The following is a 17334-nucleotide window of genomic DNA, read 5'->3' as shown; positions in this document are numbered from 1 at the left end:
GATCGGCGATCGGGGGCGCTGGAGAGCAGGGCGCGGGATCTCGACAGGCTCGATCAACGATCGGGGCACGGTGGACAGCAGGTCGCGGGATCTCGACAGGCTCGATCGGCGATCGGGCGCGGTGGACAGCGGCTTGCGGGATCTCGACAAGCTCGATCAACGAGGCGGGCGCGGCGGTCAGACGCTGGCGGGATCTCGATGAGGTTGATGGGCGAACGCAGAAGGGTCCGGCCGGCGCATGCCGACTGGACCCATCACTGTCGTGCGTCGTGTTTAGAAGCCCAGGCGGCCCAGCTGCTTCGGGTCGCGCTGCCATTCCTTGGCGACCTTCACGCGCAAGGACAGGAAGACCCGCTTGCCCACGAGAGGTTCGATCTGCTTGCGCGCCCGCATGCCCACATCCTTGAGCCGGCCGCCGGACTTGCCGATGATGATGCCCTTCTGGCTGTCACGCTCGACGAACAGGTTGGCGTAGATCTCCACGAGCTCCTGGTCGTCGCGCTCGATGATGTCGTCGATCGTGACGGCGATCGAGTGCGGCAGTTCGTCGGTCACGCCCTCGAGGGCGGCCTCGCGGATGTACTCGGAGATCCGGGACTCCAGGCTCTCGTCGGTCACGGCATCCGCGGGGTACAGCGGTGCATCGCTGAGCGGCAGCAACCGCAGCAGTTCGCTGCTCAGCACATCGAGCTGGATGCGGCTGGTCGCCGAGATCGGCACGATGGCCTCCCAGTCGCGCAGCTGCGAAACGGCGAGGAGCTGGTTGGCGACGCTGGTCTTGGAGGACATGTCGATCTTGGTGACGATGGCCACCTTCTTCGCGCGCGGGAAGTTGTCCAACTGCTCATTGATGAACTTGTCACCAGGGCCGATGGGCTCGTTGGCCGGGATGCACAGGCCGACCACGTCGACACCACTGAGCGTGGACTGCACCAGGCTGTTCAACCGCTCGCCGAGCAGCGTGCGCGGGCGGTGGATACCGGGGGTGTCGACCAGGATCAGCTGGCCGTCCTTCTGGTGCACGATGCCGCGGATGGCGCGACGGGTGGTCTGCGGCTTCGACGACGTGATCGCCACCTTCTCCCCCACCAGCGCGTTGGTCAGGGTGGACTTGCCCACGTTGGGGCGCCCGACGAAGGAGACGAACCCCGCTCTGAAGTCAGGTTCTCTTGTCATTGCCGTGTGCTCCTTCTGTGTCCGGCATTCCCAGGAATGCGGACTGTGCGTCTCTCAACGCCTTGTCTGGTTCAACCAGCACTGTGCTGATTCGTTTGCGGCGGCCTTCTGTGCGTTCCGCCGTGAGGATGAGGCCGCTGGTTCTCGCTTCGGACCCGGCGACGGGCAGCCGCCCGAGCGCCTTGGCGAGCAGGCCGCCGACGGAGTCGACCTCGTCGTCGTCGAGGTCGAGGTCGAACAGCTCGCCGAGTTCGTCGACGGGCAGTCGGGCGCTCACCCTGAAGCGCCCTGATCCCAGGTCTTCGATCTCCACGACGTCGCGGTCGTACTCGTCGGAGATGTCGCCCACGAGTTCCTCGATGAGGTCCTCGAGGGTCACCAGGCCGGCGATTCCGCCGTACTCGTCGACGACCATGGCGAGGTGGTTGGATTCGAGCTGCATCTGGCGGAGCAGAGCGTCGGCCTTCTTGGACTCGGGCACGAACTGGGCGGCCTTGGCCAGTTCCCGCACCGTGAGGCTCTCGAGGTTGCGCGGACGCTCGTAGACGAGACGGGAGACATCCCGCAGGTAGAGCACGCCGATGACGTCGTCCACCTCGCCGTCCACGACGGGCACCCGGGAGTAGCCCTTGCTGAGGAAGAGTCCCATGGCGGCACCCACGGTGGCGTCGGCGTCGATGGTGACCATGTCGGTGCGCGGGATCATGACCTCGCGCACGACGGTCTCACTGAATTCGAAGATCGAGTGGATGAGTTCGCGGTCGTCTTCCTCGATCACGTCCAGCTCGGTGGCCTCATCGACCATGCTGAGCAGCTGGTCCTCCGAGGTGAAGGTGGCGAGCCGGCTGCGTCCCGGGGTGACCCGGTTGCCGAGGGCGACGAGGGCGTTGGCCACCGGGCCGAGCAGCACGCGCAAGAAATGCACGAGAACGGCCGTGAGCACGAGCAAGTTCTTCGGATGCGCCCGGCCCACGCTGCGCGGGCTGGCTCCGACGAGCACGAACGACACGGCCGTCATCAGCAGGGCCGACAGCAGCAGGGCCAACCAGATCTGGTCGATGGTGGTGGCGAACACGAGGGTCACGAGCACCGCCGCGGTCGTCTCCGCGATGATCCGCACGAAGTTGATGGCGTTCAGGTGCGCGCCGGTGTCGGCGGCGATGGCACGCAGGGACCGCTTGGAGCGTGCGGTGACGGCGAGTTCGGCGATGTCGGCCCGGGACTGGGACGTGACCGCAGCGTCGACAGCGGCCATCAGCCCGCCGAACGCGACGAGCAGGATGGCGGCCGTGAGGAACCACCCGACGATCATCGGGGCCGGCGTCGTTCCTGCATGGAGAAGCCGATCAGGATGTCGCGCTGGATGCCGAACATCTCCTTCTCCTCCTCGGGTTCCGCGTGATCGAAGCCGAGCAGGTGCAGGATGCCGTGCGCCGTGAGCAGGAACAGTTCGTCGAGGGTGCTGTGACCGGCGGTCTCCGCCTGGCCCTGGGCCACCTGCGGGCAGAGCACGATGTCGCCGAGTAGGCCAGGCGGCGTGATGGCGTCTTCGGTGCCTGGGCGCAGTTCGTCCATCGGGAAGCTGAGGACGTCGGTGGGACCCGGTTCATCCATCCACTGCACGTGGAGCTGCTCCATGGCGCCCTCGTCGACGAGCACGATCGCCAGTTCGGCGTCGGCGTGCACGTGCATGGTGTCCAGCGCGAAGGCGGCGAGCCTCAGGATGGCGGCCTCATCGACCGGGATGGCCGACTCGTTGTTGATTTCGATGCTCAACTGGATCTCCGTTTCGGGGTGCGATCGCGCGGATTCCCCTGGTGCGGAGCGCGGGATGCGAAGTCGCGGGCCTGTTCGCTTTCGTAGCGTTGGGCCTGCTTCTGCGCGTCGTATTCGGTGTAGGCGTCGACGATGCGGCCGACAAGGCTGTGCCGCACCACGTCGGCGCTGGTCAAGCGCACGAAGGCGATGTCGTCGATCCCGTCGAGCACCTTGGTGACCAGACGGAGTCCGCTGGCGCCGGCGGGCAGGTCCACCTGGGTGATGTCACCGGTGACCACCATCTGGGAACCGAAGCCGAGTCGGGTGAGGAACATCTTCATCTGCTCGGGCGTCGTGTTCTGGGCCTCGTCGAGCACGATGAACGCCGAGTTCAGCGTGCGTCCGCGCATATACGCCAGCGGGGCCACCTCGATGGTGCCGGCGGCCAGCAGCTTGGGCACCAGCTCCGGGTCCATCATCTCGAAGAGGGCGTCATAGAGCGGCCTCAGGTACGGGTCGATCTTGTCGGTGAGGCTGCCGGGCAGGAACCCGAGCCGCTCCCCCGCCTCGACGGCCGGCCGGGTCAGGATGATGCGGTCGACCTCCTTGCGCTGCAGCGCCTGCACGGCCTTGGCCATGGCGAGGTAGGTCTTGCCGGTTCCGGCTGGTCCGATGCCGAAGACGATGGCGTTCTCGTCGATCGCGTTGACGTAGCTGCTCTGGCCAAGGGTCTTGGGGCGAACCGTGAGACCGCGCGACGTGAGGATGGCCTGGCCGAGCACCGTCGAGGGGCTCGAGGTGCTGTCGGCGCCGAGCATGCGCGCGGAGGTGGTGACCTCGGTCTCGCCGAGGTCAGCTCCGGTGCGCAACAACAGTTGGAGCTCCTCGATCAGGCGCACCACGGCATCCGTGGATGCGGCCGGACCGGTGAGGGTGACCTCGTTGCCGCGGACGTGCACGGTGACGTCCGGGTATTCCTTCTCGATGGTGCTGAGGAACCGGTCTTGAGGGCCGAGCAGGCGCACCATGGCGACGCCGTCGACGAGGAGTGTGCGCACCGCTGGCAGTGCGCCGGTTCCGGGAGTCTCCGGGTCAGAGGGCTGCAAGCGTGCCCTCCTCGAGAGTGCCGCCGAGCACATGGGCGTGCACGTGGAAGACGGTCTGCCCGGCCGAGGCGCCGGTGTTAAAGATCAAGCGGTACTCCCCCGCGCAGTGCTCCTCGGCCACCCGGCCTGCCACGGCGATGAGTTCGGCGAGGAGGGCCGGGTCGCCCGCCGCGAGTTCGCCGACGTTCCGGTACTGCTGGGTCTTGGTGGTCACGACCACGTGCACGGGCGCCTGCGGGGCGATGTCGTTGAACGCGATGATGTGGTCGGTTTCCGCGACGATGGTCGCCGGAATCTCGCGCGCGGCAATGCGGCTGAAGATGGAGGGTTCTGCACCGGAGGAGGCCATACGTCTATCTTAAGCGGAACTACCAGCGACCGAGGGTTGCGTTCAGGATGGCGACGGCGGCGGGGCCCGCCGTGGACGTGCGCAGCACGGTGTCGCCCAGGCGCACCCGGCTGGCGCCGGCCGCCTCGAGGATCTCCAGTTCCGATGCGGCGATCCCGCCCTCCGGGCCCACGACGAGAACGATGTCGCGGTCGTCGGTCGGCGGCGCGATCGCGGTCAGCCGGGTCTCGGCGGTGGGCTCGAGCAGCAGCATCCGGCTGGTGGCGGCGAGCTGGGCCAGCTGCTTGGTGCTGGTCAACGCCGACACCTCGGGCAGCCAGGGCCGGATCGACTGCTTGCTGGCCTCACGCACGATGGCGGCCCAGCGGGCCTGCCCCTTCTGCACCTTGACGCCCTCCCAGCGCACCACGGACCGCGAGGCCGCCCAGGGGATGACCCCGTCGATGCCGAGTTCGGTGGCCGCCTGCACCGCGAGTTCGTCGCGGTCGCCCTTGGCCAGCGCCTGCACGAGTAGGATACGCGGCGTGGCCGGCGGGCTGTGCCGCACGGAGTCCACGCGCAGCACGAGCTCGGCCGGAGCCGCGGTCATCACGGTGACCCCCAGCATCAGCCCGGCGCCGTCGCCCAGCAGCAGGGTCTCGCCCGGGCGAACCCGGCTGACCGTGACGGCGTGCTTGGCCTCGGCGCCGGTGAGGCTCACGGTGGCCCCCACCTGCGTGGCGGAGGGGGCCTGGGCGAGAGTCTCGGAGAGGAAGAAATGCGCCATCGCTAGCGGGCGCCCCTACCCGAGGAACCGGTCGCGGAGCTTCGCGAACAGGCCCTGCTGGAAGTGGCTGAGGGCCGGAGCGGCCACCTTGTGCCTGGCGGCGAAGGCCTCGATGAGTTCGCGTTCCTTGTGGTCGAGCTTGGTGGGGGTGAGCACCTGCACGCCGACCCGCAGGTCGCCGCGGCCGTTGCCGCGCAGGCGGGTGATACCGCGGTCCTTGACCGTGAGGATCTCGCCGGCCTGGACGCCCGGGCGGAGTTCGACCTCGATGTCACCGTCGAGGGCCTTGACCGTGGCGGTCGCACCCAGGATGGCGTCGGTCATGGGCACCTCGAGGGTGCAGAGCAGGTCGTCGCCGTCGCGGCTGAAGACGTCGTGGTGCCGCACCTTCATCTCCAGATAGAGATCGCCGTTGGGGCCTCCGGCCGGTCCGGCCTCTCCGCTGCCGGGCATCTGCAGGCGCAGACCCGTGTCGACGCCGGCGGGGATGTCCACCGGAACGGTGCGGCGGGCGCGCACGCGGCCCTGGCCCTGGCAGGTGACGCAGGGGGTGGCGATGATGGTGCCGTAGCCGCGGCAGGAGCCGCAGGGGCTGGAGGTCATCACGTTGCCGAGCAGGGAGCGCACGGCGCGCTGGATGCTTCCGGTGCCGTGGCAGATGTCGCAGGTCACCGGGGAGGTGCCGGGCTGGCAGCAGCTGCCGTTGCAGGTGGCGCAGACGATCGCGGTGTCCACCTCGATGTCGCGGTGGGTGCCGAAGACGACCTCGTCGAGGTCGAGCTCGACCCGGATGAGGGCGTCCTGTCCTCGTTCGCGACGCGACCGGGGGCCGCGGCTGCCGCCGCCTCCCCCGCCGAAGAAGGTCTCGAAGATGTCGCCGAAGTTGCCGGCGTCGAATCCGCCGCCCTGGCTGGAGTTGCCCGAGCCGCCACGGTCGTAGTTCTGGCGCTGCTTGGGGTCCGAGAGCACGTCGTAGGCGTGGGTGATGGTCTTGAACCGCTCGGATGCCTCGGCGCCCGGGTTCACATCGGGGTGCAGCTGGCGGGCGAGGCGCCGGTACGCCTTCTTGATCTCGTCGGTGGTGGCATCGCGCGCGACGCCGAGTGCTTCGTAATGGTCAGCCAAAGCTGGCTCTCCTCGGGTTCTGGGGGTGAAAAGTGTCGGTGGGAAGGTGTGGGGGCGGCTAGTTCTCGCCGAGCAGGCGCGAGAGGTACCGGGCGACGGCGCGCACCGCCGCCATGTTGTTGGAATAGTCCATCCGGGTCGGACCGAGCACGCCCAGCCGGGCGGCATCGCCGTGGGAGGTGTAGCCGCTCGTGAGCACGGACGTCTCACCCAGGCCGAACGGCGCGTTCTCGCGGCCGATGCTCACCGAGACGCCGTGCTGGTCGGTGGCCATCTCGCCGAACAGGCGCAACAGCACCACCTGCTCTTCGATGGCCTCGAGCACGGGGTAGATGCTGCCGCTGAAGTCGTCCTCAGTGCGCACCAGGTTCGCAGCACCGGCCATGACCAGGCGGTCCTGCCGGTTGGCGCCCACCTGGTCCCGCAGGGTGCCGGTGATGAGGTCGATCAGGTCCTGCAGTTCGGGCGGGCCCAGCCCGGTCGGCCCGGTCAGGGCGGCGGCCGCCTCGCTCATGCTCAGGCCACCGACCACGGCGTTGAGCCGGGTGCGGAGTTCGGCCAGGGCAGTCTCGTCCAGGGTGCGGGTCAACTCCACCACACGCTGTTCGACGCGGCCCGAGTCGGTGATCAGGACCGACAGCACCCGGGTGTCGCTGAGCGGCACGAGTTCGATGTGGCGCACGGTGGCGCGCGACAACGACGGGTACTGCACGAGGGCCACCTGATGGGTCAGCTGCGAGAGCAGCCGCACGCTCCGCGCGAGCACCTCGTCCAGGTCGGCGGACTGGCCGAGGAAGACCTCGATGGCCTGCCGCTGGGCGACCGTGAGCGGGCGCAGGTCGGCCAGGTGGTCGACGAAGAGGCGGTAGCCCTTGTCGGTGGGGATACGCCCGGACGAGGTGTGGGGAGCAATGATGAGCTCCTCCTCCTCGAGCAGGGCCATGTCGTTGCGGATGGTGGCCGCCGACACGCCGAAGGCGTGCCTGTCGACGATGGACTTGGAGCCGACGGGTTCACGGGAGGCCACGTAGTCCTGCACGATGACGCGGAGCACCTCGAGACTACGATCCGACACCATTCCGATCGCCTCCCTCATGCCCGCTCGCGCCGCCAGCTGGCTGGCACTCTCATTGTTTGACTGCTAATCATATCGCGGGTGGGCCGGATACCCATTGCTCCCCGACGATTTTGCGCAGTAGCGTGGGCTCAAGCACGTCCACGCACCGCTCACCGAAGGACACCGTCATGAGTTATCCCACCGGTCAGGGACCATCGAACGGGCCGTCATCAGGGCCTCCGCTCTCCCAGGAGCAGGACAGGCAGTGGGCGTCACTGGCCCATCTGGGCGGCATCCTCTCGTTCCCGCCCTCCCTGATCATCTGGCTGGTCTTCAAGGACCGCGGCCCGTTCACCAATGAACAGGGCAAGGAGGCACTGAACTTCCAGATCACCCTGCTGATCGGCTATGTGGCCCTGAACGTGATCTCCACGGTTCTCAGCCTGGTCACGTTCGGCCTGCTGTCCGGGCTCTTCTCGCTCGGCTGGGTGTTGTGGCTGGTCGGATCGATCTTTTCGGTGCTCGGTTACCTGAGCGCCCGCGACGGCCGCCCGTACCGCTACCCCTTCTCTATCCGTCTGATCAGCTAGTTTGCAGACTCCCGGTTGGGGTGAGCGGCGCTATTCTGGTGTGAGCGGCGCCCGACGCCGCCCCGCACCGCCGGGAGTCACGAAGGAGATCCCATGTCAGAGGCCACGCCTCCCCCCGCAGCCCCGTACCAGGCACAGAGTCAGCTGAGCCCGGCCGACGAGAAGCTCTGGGCGACCCTGATCCACATCGGCGGGATCCTGTTCAGCTTCCTGCCGGCCCTGATCGGCTACATCGTGCTCAAGGACCGCGGCCCGTTCATCCGGGCGCACACCGCAACGGCGCTGAACTTCCAGATCACCCTGGCCATCGCCGGGTTCGTCGGAGGCATTCTCACCGTCATCGGCATCGGCTTCCTGATCCTGGCCGCGGTGTGGATCCTCAACATCGTCTTCAGCATCATTGCCGCCATCGCCGCCAACAAGGGCGAGTGGTACTCCTACCCGCTCACCATCAAGTTCCTCAACTAACCCCTGTCCCGCTCGCGAGCTGTGCGGTAAGCACCCACAACGCGCGCGTTCCGGGGCTCGACGCACGGTTCGCGGGTGGGGGCCTGGGTTCAGTCGGTGAGGAGTCGGCGCACCACGGCGTCGGCCAGGAGCCGCCCGCGCAGGGTCAGCTCGATGGTGCCGCCGATCGCTGCCCTCGCATCGATGAGTTCATCTGCGATCAGGCCGGCCACCTCTCGGCGCCCCGCCGTCGTCAACGTCGCCACGGGGATGCCCTCGCGGATGCGGGTGAGCAACAGCACCCGCTCCAGCTCGCGGGTGTCATCGTCGAGGGTCTCGCGTCCGGCCGCCGGGGAGTGCCCGGCGAGGATCCGGTCGGCGTACGCCGCCGGGTGCTTGACGTTCCACCAGCGCACCCCGCCGATGTGGCTGTGCGCTCCGGGGCCCACGCCCCACCAGTCGGCGCTCCTCCAGTAGGAGAGGTTGTGCCGGGAGCGGTGCTCAGTGCCCCGTGACCAGTTGCTGACCTCGTACCATTCGTAGCCGGCCTCGGCCAGGAGCCGGTCGGCCAATTCGTAGAAGTCGGCCTGCAGGTCCTCGTCGGGCTGCACGAGCTCGCCGCGGCGGATCTGCCTGGCCAGCTTGGTGCCGTCTTCGACGATGAGCGAGTAGGCGCTGATGTGGTCGGGGTTCTGTCCGATCGCATGCTCGAGGCTGGCCCGCCAGTTCTCGATGGTCTCCCCCGGGGTGCCGTAGATGAGGTCGAGGCTCACGTCCAGGCCGGCGTCCCTGGCCCACTGCACGACGAGCGGAACCCGCTCGGGGTCGTGCGTGCGCTCGAGGGTGGCGAGCACGCTCGGCACGGCCGACTGCATACCGAAGGACACCCGGGTGAAACCGGCGGCCTTGAGCTGTAGCAAGTAGGCGAGGTCGACGGAGTCCGGGTTCGCCTCGGTGGTGATCTCGGCGCCGGGCACCATGCCGAAGGTGTCCCGAACGGCGTGCAGCATCCGCACCAGGTGGTCCGCGGGAAGCAGGGTGGGTGTGCCGCCGCCGAAGAAGACCGTGGCGGCCGGCCGGGCCGCGACGCCGGACGCGGCCAGGATGCGGGCGGCGGACTCGACCTCGAGCACGGCCTGGCTGGCGTAGTCGCTCTGCTTCACCCCGCGCAGTTCGGTGGCGGTGTAGGTGTTGAAGTCGCAATAGCCGCAGCGCACTTTGCAGAACGGCACGTGCAGGTAGACCCCGAAGTCGCGTTCGTCAGCACCGACCCCGGCCGAGGCCGGCAGCAGTCCGTCGAGTGGTGCGGGATCGCCGACCGGATGCGGTCCAGCCATCCGGTCAGGCCATCCCGACGGGGTGCAGGGCGCGGAGGTAGCGGCGTGTGTAGCGTTCCTGCTGGAAGCGCAGGACCGGCCAGGCCAGGCGGTAGTACCAGGTGCTGGGCCGGGAGAACGAGCGGATCGTGAGCCAGACGGAGTCGTCAGGGCGGCGGTCGACGATGAACGCTTCCTCGCCGTTCTGCGGGTGGCCGCGCATGGTTCCGTAGGCGAAGCCGATCTTGTCGGCCTCGTCGATGACGTAGACCACGCGCACCGGTGCGGCGACCGTGAACGGGCCGTTCGGGATCTTGAGCACGCCGGTCATGCCGTTGCTGATGAAGGGGGTGCCGTCTTCGGCGAAGGTGGCCTCGTTCACCGGGTGCTCCTGGTTGGGAGCCGGGGTGCCGTCGTCGGTGAAGACGATGCCGGTGTACTGCACGCCTGTTCCGGCGTCGAGGTCGGTGACCTCGATGCCGCTGCCCCGCTGGATGCCCCAGGTCATCAGGGACGTGGTCGCTGCGCGGAAGCGTTCCTCGCCGCTGCCCAGGCGCACGGTGCGCTCGAGCGGCCGGTGCCCCTTGGGTGGGTAGCGCATGAGGTCGGACGCGAGGGTGCCGCCGATGGCGGCGTAGGTCACGGCGGCGTCGGTGAAGGTCGAGCGTCGCATGACGGTTACTTCTTTTCCTTCTTGGGCGGTTCGTCGCCGGAGAGCGCAGCGATGAACGCCTCCTGCGGGACCTCGACCCGGCCGACCATCTTCATGCGCTTCTTGCCTTCTTTCTGCTTTTCGAGCAGCTTGCGCTTGCGGGAGATGTCACCGCCGTAGCACTTGGCCAGCACGTCCTTGCGGATGGCGCTGATCGATTCGCGAGCGATGATGCGGGCGCCGATGGCGGCCTGGATGGGCACGTCGAACTGCTGGCGCGGAATGAGCTTGCGGAGGCGCCCGGTCATGAGGACGCCGTAGTCGTAGGCCTTGTCGCGGTGCACGATGGCGCTGAACGCGTCGACCTGTTCGCCCTGGAGCAGGATGTCGACCTTGACCAGGTCGGCCTCCTGCGAGCCGATGGGCTCGTAGTCCAACGACGCGTAGCCGGCGGTCTTGCTCTTGAGCTGGTCGAAGAAGTCGAACACGATCTCGCCCAGCGGCATCGTGTAACGGATCTCGACCCGGTCCTCACCGAGGTACTCCATGCCGAGCAGGGTGCCGCGGCGGCCCTGGCAGAGTTCCATGATCACGCCGACGTAGTCCTTGGGCGCGAGGATCGCGGCCTTGACGATGGGCTCCTCGACGACGGCGATCTTGCCGTTCGGGAACTCGCTCGGGTTGGTGACCGTGACGGTCTTCTTGTCGTCGGTGGTGACCTCGTAGATCACGCTCGGCGCGGTGGTGATCAGGTCGAGGTTGAACTCCCGGTCGATGCGCTCGGTGATGATCTCGAGGTGCAGCAGGCCCAGGAAGCCGCAACGGAAGCCGAAGCCGAGCGCGACGGAGGTCTCCGGTTCGTAGACCAGCGACGCATCCGAGAGCTTGAGCTTGTCGAGCGCTTCGCGCAGCGCCGGGTAGTCGCTGCCGTCGATCGGGTACAGGCCGGAGAACACCATGGGCTTGGGCTCGGTGTAGCCGGGCAGCGCCTCGGTGGCCGGCTTGGCCGCCGTCGTGACGGTGTCGCCGACCTTGGACTGGCGCACGTCCTTCACGCCCGTGATCAGGTAGCCCACCTCGCCGACGCCCAGGCCCTTGCTCGGCGTGGGTTCGGGGCTGGTGACGCCGATCTCGAGGATGTCGTGGGTGGCGCGCGTCGACATCATCTGGATCTTCTCGCGCGGGCTGAGGTGCCCGTCGATCATGCGCACATAGGTGACGACGCCGCGGTAGCTGTCGTAGACCGAGTCGAAGATCATCGCGCGGGCCGGGGCGTTCGCATCGCCGACCGGGGCCGGGATCAGCGAGGTGGCGCGGTCGAGAAGCTCGGACACGCCCACGCCGGTCTTGCCGGAGACCCGCAGCACGTCGTCGGGGCTGCCGCCGATGAGGCTGGCGAGCTCCTTGGCGTACTTGTCGGGGTCGGCGGCCGGCAGGTCGATCTTGTTGAGCACCGGGATGATGGTGAGGTCGTTCTCCAGTGCCAGGTACAGGTTGGCCAGTGTCTGGGCTTCGATGCCCTGTGCGGCGTCGACGAGCAGGATGGCGCCCTCGCAGGCGGCCAGGCTGCGGGAGACCTCGTAGGTGAAGTCGACGTGGCCCGGGGTGTCGATCATGTTCAGCGCGTAGGTCTGGCCGTCCATCTCCCACGGCATGCGCACAGCCTGGCTCTTGATGGTGATGCCGCGTTCGCGTTCGATGTCCATGCGGTCCAGGTACTGGGCGCGCATGGAGCGGTCGTCGACGACGCCGGTGATCTGCAGCATCCGGTCGGCCAGCGTGGACTTGCCGTGGTCGATGTGCGCGATGATGCAGAAGTTACGGATGAACGCGGGGGCGGTTGCGGCCGGTTCCAGCGCCTTGAGAGCTCTCGGTGACATGATGGCCCAATTGTCCCATGCCCCGCAGCATCGGGGTGACCTGCCACGGCCTGGCTCGCTCATCCATTCGACGGATGCCGGCCGCGCACGGCCTGATTATGCTGGCATCACCATGTCCAGCCTCGCCGTGCGCGCCACCCCGATCCCGCGGGATCCCACCCCGCCAACCAGCATCGGCGACGGCCTGCCGCATTCCGCCCTGACCCCGGTCTTCTCGGGGCTGCGGATCGGCCTGCACCTGCTGATCGTGGCGTTGACGGGGCTGGTGATCGTGCTCACCCTGTGGGACGCGGCCCCGAATGCGGCTCTTATCGTGGCGTTGGCCCTGCTGTTCCTCGCCAGCTACGCGGGCGGTGGCCGCCTGGCCAGGACCCGACCGCGCGGCTGGGTCGTGCCGGTCTGGATGGCCTTGCTGCTGGTCGAGTGGCTCGCGCTGACCCTGTTGACCGAGGATGCCGCGTTCATCGTCTTCCCCCTCTTCTTCCTCCAGTTGCACGTGCTGCCCCTGCGGGCGGGCGTTCCGCTGGTGCTGCTGAGCGTTCTCCTCACGATCTGGTCGATGAGCCTGCACGTGGGACTGAGCCTGGGAGCGACCCTGGGGCCGCTCGTGGCCGCGGGAGTGGCCGTCGCGGTCGGGCTGGGCTACCGGGCGCTGCTGCGGGAGGCCGGCGAACGGCAGACGCTCATCGACGACCTGCTGGCCACCCGTGCCGAGCTCGCCGCCACCGCCCGGGATGCGGGCACCCTCGCCGAACGCCAGCGCCTGGCCCGGGAGATCCACGACACCGTCGCGCAGGGGCTCTCGAGCATCCAACTGTTGTTGCACGCGGCCGAGCGCACCGTCACCGACCCGGCCGCCCTCGACCATCTGCGACTGGCCAGGGACACGGCCGCGGCGAACCTGCAGGAGACCCGCCGGTTCATCCGCGAACTCACCCCGCCGGCCCTGGACACCCAGACCCTGCCCGGCGCCCTGGCCAGGCTCGCGGCCTCGATGGAGCGCCCGGCGCCCACCGATGGGCGGGCCACCCGGGTGAGCCTGCACGTCACCGGGGACGCCGTGGCCCTGCCGATGTCGTTGGAAACCACCCTGCTGCGCATCGCCCAGGGGTCGCTGGCCAACGTCGCCCAGCACGCCGATGCCGGTCGCGCCGAGATCACGCTGAGCTACATGACCGATGAGGTCACCCTGGACATCGTCGACGACGGCCGGGGCTTCACTCTCACCGATGCGGCCGCCCAGAGCCCTGACTCGTTCGGGCTGGTCGCCATCAGGCAACGGGTGGAGCAACTCGGCGGCAGCTTCGTGCTCGAGTCCGCGCCGGGTCAGGGCACGGCCGTGGCCGTCACCTTCCCGACCGGGCAGGTGGCGGCATGATCCGGGTCCTGCTCGCCGACGACCACCCCGTGGTGCGGGCCGGCCTGCGGGCCCTGCTCGGCGCGGAACCCGACCTGGTCGTGGAGCTCGAGGCCGGCACGGCCGAGGAGGCGGTGACGCTGGCGGCGTCCGGACGGGTCGATGTCGTGCTCATGGACCTGCAGTTCGGCGGGGCAGCGCCCGGCGCCCCGAGGCAGACGGGAACCATGCAGGGGGCCGAGGCCACCCGGCGGGTGCGCGCGATTCCCGGCGCCCCGCACGTGTTGATCCTGACGAATTACGACACGGATGCCGACATCCTCGGTGCCATCGAGGCCGGCGCCAGCGGCTATCTGCTCAAGGACGCCCCGCCGGCCGAGCTCATCACGGCCGTGCGCGCTGCCGCGGCCGGCCAGAGCGCCCTCGCACCGGCCATCGTGACCCGCCTGGCCGACCGCTCCAGGGTTCCGGAGAGCCGGCTCTCCCCGCGCGAGGTCGAGGTGCTCGGTCTCGTCGCCGCCGGCCGGTCCAACCGGCAGATCGGGCAGGACCTGTTCCTCAGCGAGGCGACCGTGAAGTCCCATCTGGTGCACATCTTCGGCAAGCTCGGGGTGGGGTCGCGCACCTCGGCGGTGGCCAGCGCCCGAGCGTCCGGAACCATCAGGGGAGCCTGACATGCCGGTCCCGGTCGTCTTGGTGCACGGCATCCGCACGTCGGCCAGCATGTGGCGGCACCAGCGCGAGGTGCTGGCCGCGGCCGGTCACCCGGTGCTCGCCATCGACCTGCCCGGGCACGGGTCGAGGCTGGGCGAGGAGTTCACCGTGGCCGGTGCCCTCGCTGCCATCGATGCCGGCGTCGACGCCCTCGGCGGCCGGGTCGTGCTCGTGGGCCTCTCGCTCGGCGGGTACTACGCCATCGCCTACGCCGCCCGGCACCCGGACCGGGTGCTCGCCCTCGTGGCCGTGGGGTCGGCGTTCGAACCCGGCGGGCCCGGCTTGGCCGGCTACAGGCTGCTCGCCCGGCTGATCCACCGGCTGCCCGACCGCGGACTCCGGTTGCACACGTTCCTGGTGCGGCGGATGCTCCCGCCGGCCGGCGCCGCCGATGTCCTCGCCGGAGGCGTGGCCCTGGAGGTCATGGACGCGGGGTTGCGGGAGACGGGGACCCTGACACCGCTGACCGATCTGGCGGCCTACCCGGGCCGGGTCTGGCTGGTCAACGGGGCGTGGGACCATTTCAGGCTGCACCAGAAACGCTTCCTGCGCGCGAGTCGGCACGGCACCCTCGTGACGGTTCCCGGCGCCGGTCATCTGGTGAGCCTGCACCGTCCGCACCGGTTCGATAGAGTGCTCGGGCAGATCCTCGCCGAGGTGGAGGCCCGCCCAGGACGAGATCAGCCCGATTCGGTGCATGGTCGGGCCGGATAGCTGGTATCGTTGCCTGTTGGCTTGCGTGTTGGGTCCCACCCCACACGATTTTCGCCGCACGGTGCCCTCTATCACCGGGCGGCCCATCCGAACAAGAACCTAACGAAAGCGTAAAAAACGTGGCAAATATCAAGTCGCAGATCAAGCGGATCCTCACGAACAAGAAGTCGCAGGAGCGCAACAAGGCGGTCAAGAGCGAGTTCAAGACGGCCATCCGGGCTACCCGCCTCGCCGTCGCCGCCGGTGACAAGGACAAGGCTGTCGCCAGCCTCGCCGTTGCTTCCAAGAAGCTCGACAAGGCCGTCAGCAAGGGCGTCATCCACCAGAACCAGGCAGCGAACAAGAAGTCCGCTATCGCCAAGTCGGTCAACGCGCTCTAGTTCGGCCGTCGGCGTTCTCTGACGAGGCGCCACACAGACAGACCCCCGCCCCTGGCGGGGGTTTTCTGCGTGTGCGGCCGTACCGTGCGCCCCTTTCCGGCGCGGCCCGCCGACGCTATGGTGTCGACGTGACGAGCGAGCAGGCCACCGGGGCCACGAGTTCTCCCGGACAGACCAGCGGGGGTCAGCCGAGCGCGGCCCAGCCCAGTTCCGGTGAGCCAGGCAGCGTGGAGCCCAGTATCGGTGACCCCGGCAACGGTGAGCCCGGCGCCGGCGGCCCGGCATCGGCCGCGACACCGGCCGCCCCCGGGTCCTCGCCCTGGCGTCACCAAGCCGGACTGCTCGGCGCCGCGTTCGCCGTTGCCGCTGCCGTGATCGCGGCCGGGCTCCGATTCGCACCACAGGTCTCCGCGTACGCCGGGCTGAACCCCTGGGTCTTCGCCGGCCTCCTGGGCTTCGTGCTCGTGCTGGCCGGGGCCTGCGTTCTCTTCGCGGCCTCGCTTCCGACCTCGCCCTCCTCCGGGCACGCCCACGACGAGAACCGGATGCCGGCCGGCCGCGGCCTCACCATCCTCGGCGCTGTGCTCGGGCTGGTCGGCCTGGGCCTGGCCGCCCTGGCGGTTCTTCTCGCCGTGGTGCTGCCCGCGCCCACCCAGCGGATCATGGTGCAGTTCACCGATCTGTACGGCCGCGTGCAACTCGAGTACTGCCCGACCCTGCCCGGATCGTTCGAGGCGACGGCGTCACAGGCCGATCTGGTCGGCTCGTCCACGATCCTTCCGGTCAAGGTCAGCGGTGAGACCTGCGGCGACCCGGAGTACACGGACGGTGTCTGGATCTACCTGAACCGTGACTCGGTCACGGTGTCCGACCGTCCCTAGTCCCCGCGTTTGGCGATTACCGTCACGAGGCGTTCGAGCGCGAAGACCGGGTCGCGCCCGGCGCCCTTGACCGCGGCATCCGTCTCGGCGAGCATCACGATGCACCGGGCCAGACCCTCGTCCGACCAGCCGCGGAGGTCGCGCTGGGCGCGCTCCACCTGCCACGGAGCCAGGCTCAGGCTGGCCGCCAGCTGAGCGGATCCCCCGCGGGCGCCGAAGACCTTGGCCATGGTGCGGATCTTGCTCGCGAACGCGGCGACGATCGGAACCGGGTCCGCCCCGGACGACAGCGCGTGCCTCAGGGTCACGAGCGCCTCCCCCAGCCGGCCGGCGATCGCGGAATCGGCCACCTTGAAGGCGTTGGTCTCGACCCGGCCGCCGTAGTAGCGGTCCACCGTGGTCTCGGTCACCTCGGCGCCGGTGTCCGCGATGAGCTGCTGGCAGGCGGCCGACAGTTCGGCGAGGTCGTCGGAGAAGGCGGCCACGAGGGAACGCAGGGCGCTCGGTGTGACGCGCTTCCCGGCGGCCCGGAACTCCGCTGTCGCGAAGTCGTGCTTGTCGGAATCCTTCTTCAGTTCGGCGCAGACCACCTCGACGGCGCCGCCCACTCCGCTGCGGATGGTGTCGAGCAGCTTCTTGCCGCGGACTCCCCCGCCGTGGCGTAGCACGACATAGGTGTCATCGGCCGGGTTCTGCAGGTAGTCGATGGCTTCGGTGAGGAAGGTGTCGCTGCATTTCTCCACCGAGCTGACCCGGATCATCCGCGGTTCGCCAAAGAGCGACGGGCTGGCCAGGGTGAGCAGCTCGCCGGGGGCGTAGCTGTCGGCCTGGATGTCGCTGACCTCGAGGCTGGGATCCTCCAGCTTGAGGAAGTCCCGCAAGGAGCGGATGGCGCGGTCGGCGAGGAACGTCTCGGTGCCGGACACCAGTACCACGGGTGCCGGTCGCACCTGGTGCCAGGCGAGCTGGGGAATCTTCGCTGCACTCGCCTTCGCGGCCGGCTTGCCGGTTCGTGCCTGTGCGGTTGTTCGTGCGGCCACGCGGCTCCCTTCGCTACCGCTCCAGC

Annotated in this window: 19 protein-coding genes; 7 read left to right on the top strand and 12 right to left on the bottom strand. The window is 68.8% G+C overall.

All coding sequences use genetic code 11. The annotated features are described in order from the left end of the window. Positions 1–273: 273 nt before the first annotated feature. The 8 genes from era to hrcA are packed head-to-tail and all read right to left on the bottom strand — an operon-like array spanning position 274 to position 7358. Positions 274–1176, bottom strand: a complete 903-nt coding sequence (gene era, locus PA27867_RS08235; RefSeq protein WP_066595187.1) for a GTPase Era — start codon at positions 1174–1176, stop codon at positions 274–276. Continuing rightward, positions 1160–2488: a hemolysin family protein gene (locus PA27867_RS08230; protein WP_066595186.1), complete on the bottom strand. Its 1329-nt coding sequence runs from the start codon at positions 2486–2488 to the stop codon at positions 1160–1162. The genes era and PA27867_RS08230 overlap by 17 nt, the downstream gene beginning before the upstream one ends. Continuing rightward, a complete protein-coding gene (gene ybeY / locus PA27867_RS08225) occupies positions 2485–2952 on the bottom strand; it encodes an rRNA maturation RNase YbeY (protein WP_066595185.1) in 468 nt (155 codons plus the stop codon). Before ybeY ends, PA27867_RS08230 begins: the two co-directional genes overlap by 4 nt. Next, positions 2949–4073, bottom strand: a complete 1125-nt coding sequence (locus tag PA27867_RS08220) for a PhoH family protein (protein ID WP_066595183.1) — start codon at positions 4071–4073, stop codon at positions 2949–2951. The genes ybeY and PA27867_RS08220 overlap by 4 nt, the downstream gene beginning before the upstream one ends. After that, positions 4027–4389: an HIT domain-containing protein gene (locus PA27867_RS08215; protein WP_066595181.1), complete on the bottom strand. Its 363-nt coding sequence runs from the start codon at positions 4387–4389 to the stop codon at positions 4027–4029. The genes PA27867_RS08220 and PA27867_RS08215 overlap by 47 nt, the downstream gene beginning before the upstream one ends. Before the next feature lie 19 nt (positions 4390–4408). Next, positions 4409–5155 (bottom strand): 16S rRNA (uracil(1498)-N(3))-methyltransferase, encoded by a 747-nt coding sequence (locus tag PA27867_RS08210; protein ID WP_066595177.1) that lies wholly within the window; start codon positions 5153–5155, stop codon positions 4409–4411. Positions 5156–5170: 15 nt separating this feature from the next. Further along, on the bottom strand, positions 5171–6280 hold the full coding sequence (gene dnaJ / locus PA27867_RS08205) for a molecular chaperone DnaJ (RefSeq protein WP_066595176.1): 1110 nt from the start codon (positions 6278–6280) through the stop codon (positions 5171–5173). A gap of 58 nt (positions 6281–6338) precedes the next feature. Further along, positions 6339–7358 carry a heat-inducible transcriptional repressor HrcA gene (hrcA, locus tag PA27867_RS08200; protein ID WP_066595174.1) on the bottom strand — a complete coding sequence of 340 codons (1020 nt, stop codon included), beginning with the start codon at positions 7356–7358 and terminating at the stop codon, positions 6339–6341. 167 nt (positions 7359–7525) lie between these two features. On the opposite strand from hrcA, the gene PA27867_RS08195 reads away from it, so the two are divergent. After that, positions 7526–7927, top strand: a complete 402-nt coding sequence (locus tag PA27867_RS08195; protein ID WP_066595172.1) for a DUF4870 domain-containing protein — start codon at positions 7526–7528, stop codon at positions 7925–7927. A 93-nt stretch (positions 7928–8020) separates the two neighbouring features. After that, positions 8021–8395: a DUF4870 domain-containing protein gene (locus PA27867_RS08190; protein WP_066595170.1), complete on the top strand. Its 375-nt coding sequence runs from the start codon at positions 8021–8023 to the stop codon at positions 8393–8395. Positions 8396–8484: 89 nt separating this feature from the next. On the opposite strand, the gene hemW is transcribed toward PA27867_RS08190, so the two are convergent. Genes hemW through lepA form a run of 3 tightly spaced genes read right to left on the bottom strand, consistent with a single transcriptional unit; the run spans position 8485 to position 12222 of the window. After that, positions 8485–9711, bottom strand: coding sequence for a radical SAM family heme chaperone HemW (gene hemW, locus PA27867_RS08185; RefSeq protein ID WP_066595168.1), 1227 nt, complete (start codon positions 9709–9711; stop codon positions 8485–8487). Positions 9712–9715: 4 nt separating this feature from the next. Then, complete coding sequence (locus tag PA27867_RS08180) at positions 9716–10363, bottom strand: DUF1990 family protein (RefSeq protein WP_066595166.1); 648 nt, start codon at positions 10361–10363, stop codon at positions 9716–9718. Positions 10364–10368: 5 nt separating this feature from the next. Next, positions 10369–12222 (bottom strand): translation elongation factor 4, encoded by a 1854-nt coding sequence (gene lepA, locus PA27867_RS08175; protein ID WP_066595163.1) that lies wholly within the window; start codon positions 12220–12222, stop codon positions 10369–10371. A gap of 112 nt (positions 12223–12334) precedes the next feature. Between lepA and PA27867_RS08170 the strand changes: the two genes are divergently transcribed. The 5 genes from PA27867_RS08170 to PA27867_RS08150 all read left to right on the top strand — a co-directional run bounded on the left by PA27867_RS08170 (position 12335) and on the right by PA27867_RS08150 (position 16268). Next, entirely contained in the window at positions 12335–13600 is a 1266-nt protein-coding gene (locus PA27867_RS08170) for a sensor histidine kinase (protein ID WP_084020891.1), read from the top strand. Then, a complete protein-coding gene (locus PA27867_RS08165) occupies positions 13597–14253 on the top strand; it encodes a response regulator (protein WP_066595161.1) in 657 nt (218 codons plus the stop codon). The genes PA27867_RS08170 and PA27867_RS08165 overlap by 4 nt, the downstream gene beginning before the upstream one ends. A gap of 1 nt (position 14254) precedes the next feature. Then, on the top strand, positions 14255–15007 hold the full coding sequence (locus PA27867_RS08160; protein WP_066595160.1) for an alpha/beta fold hydrolase: 753 nt from the start codon (positions 14255–14257) through the stop codon (positions 15005–15007). A 119-nt stretch (positions 15008–15126) separates the two neighbouring features. Further along, a complete protein-coding gene (rpsT, locus tag PA27867_RS08155) occupies positions 15127–15387 on the top strand; it encodes a 30S ribosomal protein S20 (protein WP_066595159.1) in 261 nt (86 codons plus the stop codon). A 128-nt stretch (positions 15388–15515) separates the two neighbouring features. After that, on the top strand, positions 15516–16268 hold the full coding sequence (locus PA27867_RS08150; RefSeq protein WP_157109161.1) for a hypothetical protein: 753 nt from the start codon (positions 15516–15518) through the stop codon (positions 16266–16268). Here the strand turns inward: PA27867_RS08150 and holA are convergent. Next, positions 16265–17308 (bottom strand): DNA polymerase III subunit delta, encoded by a 1044-nt coding sequence (holA, locus tag PA27867_RS08145; protein WP_084020889.1) that lies wholly within the window; start codon positions 17306–17308, stop codon positions 16265–16267. The two genes, PA27867_RS08150 and holA, sit on opposite strands and share 4 nt — an antisense overlap. Between the last annotated feature and the right edge of the window lie 26 nt (positions 17309–17334).

The organism is Cryobacterium arcticum, from assembly GCF_001679725.1.
GTDB classification, from domain to species: Bacteria; Actinomycetota; Actinomycetes; order Actinomycetales; family Microbacteriaceae; genus Cryobacterium; species Cryobacterium arcticum_A.
This window is presented reverse-complemented; position numbering and strand designations above follow the sequence as displayed.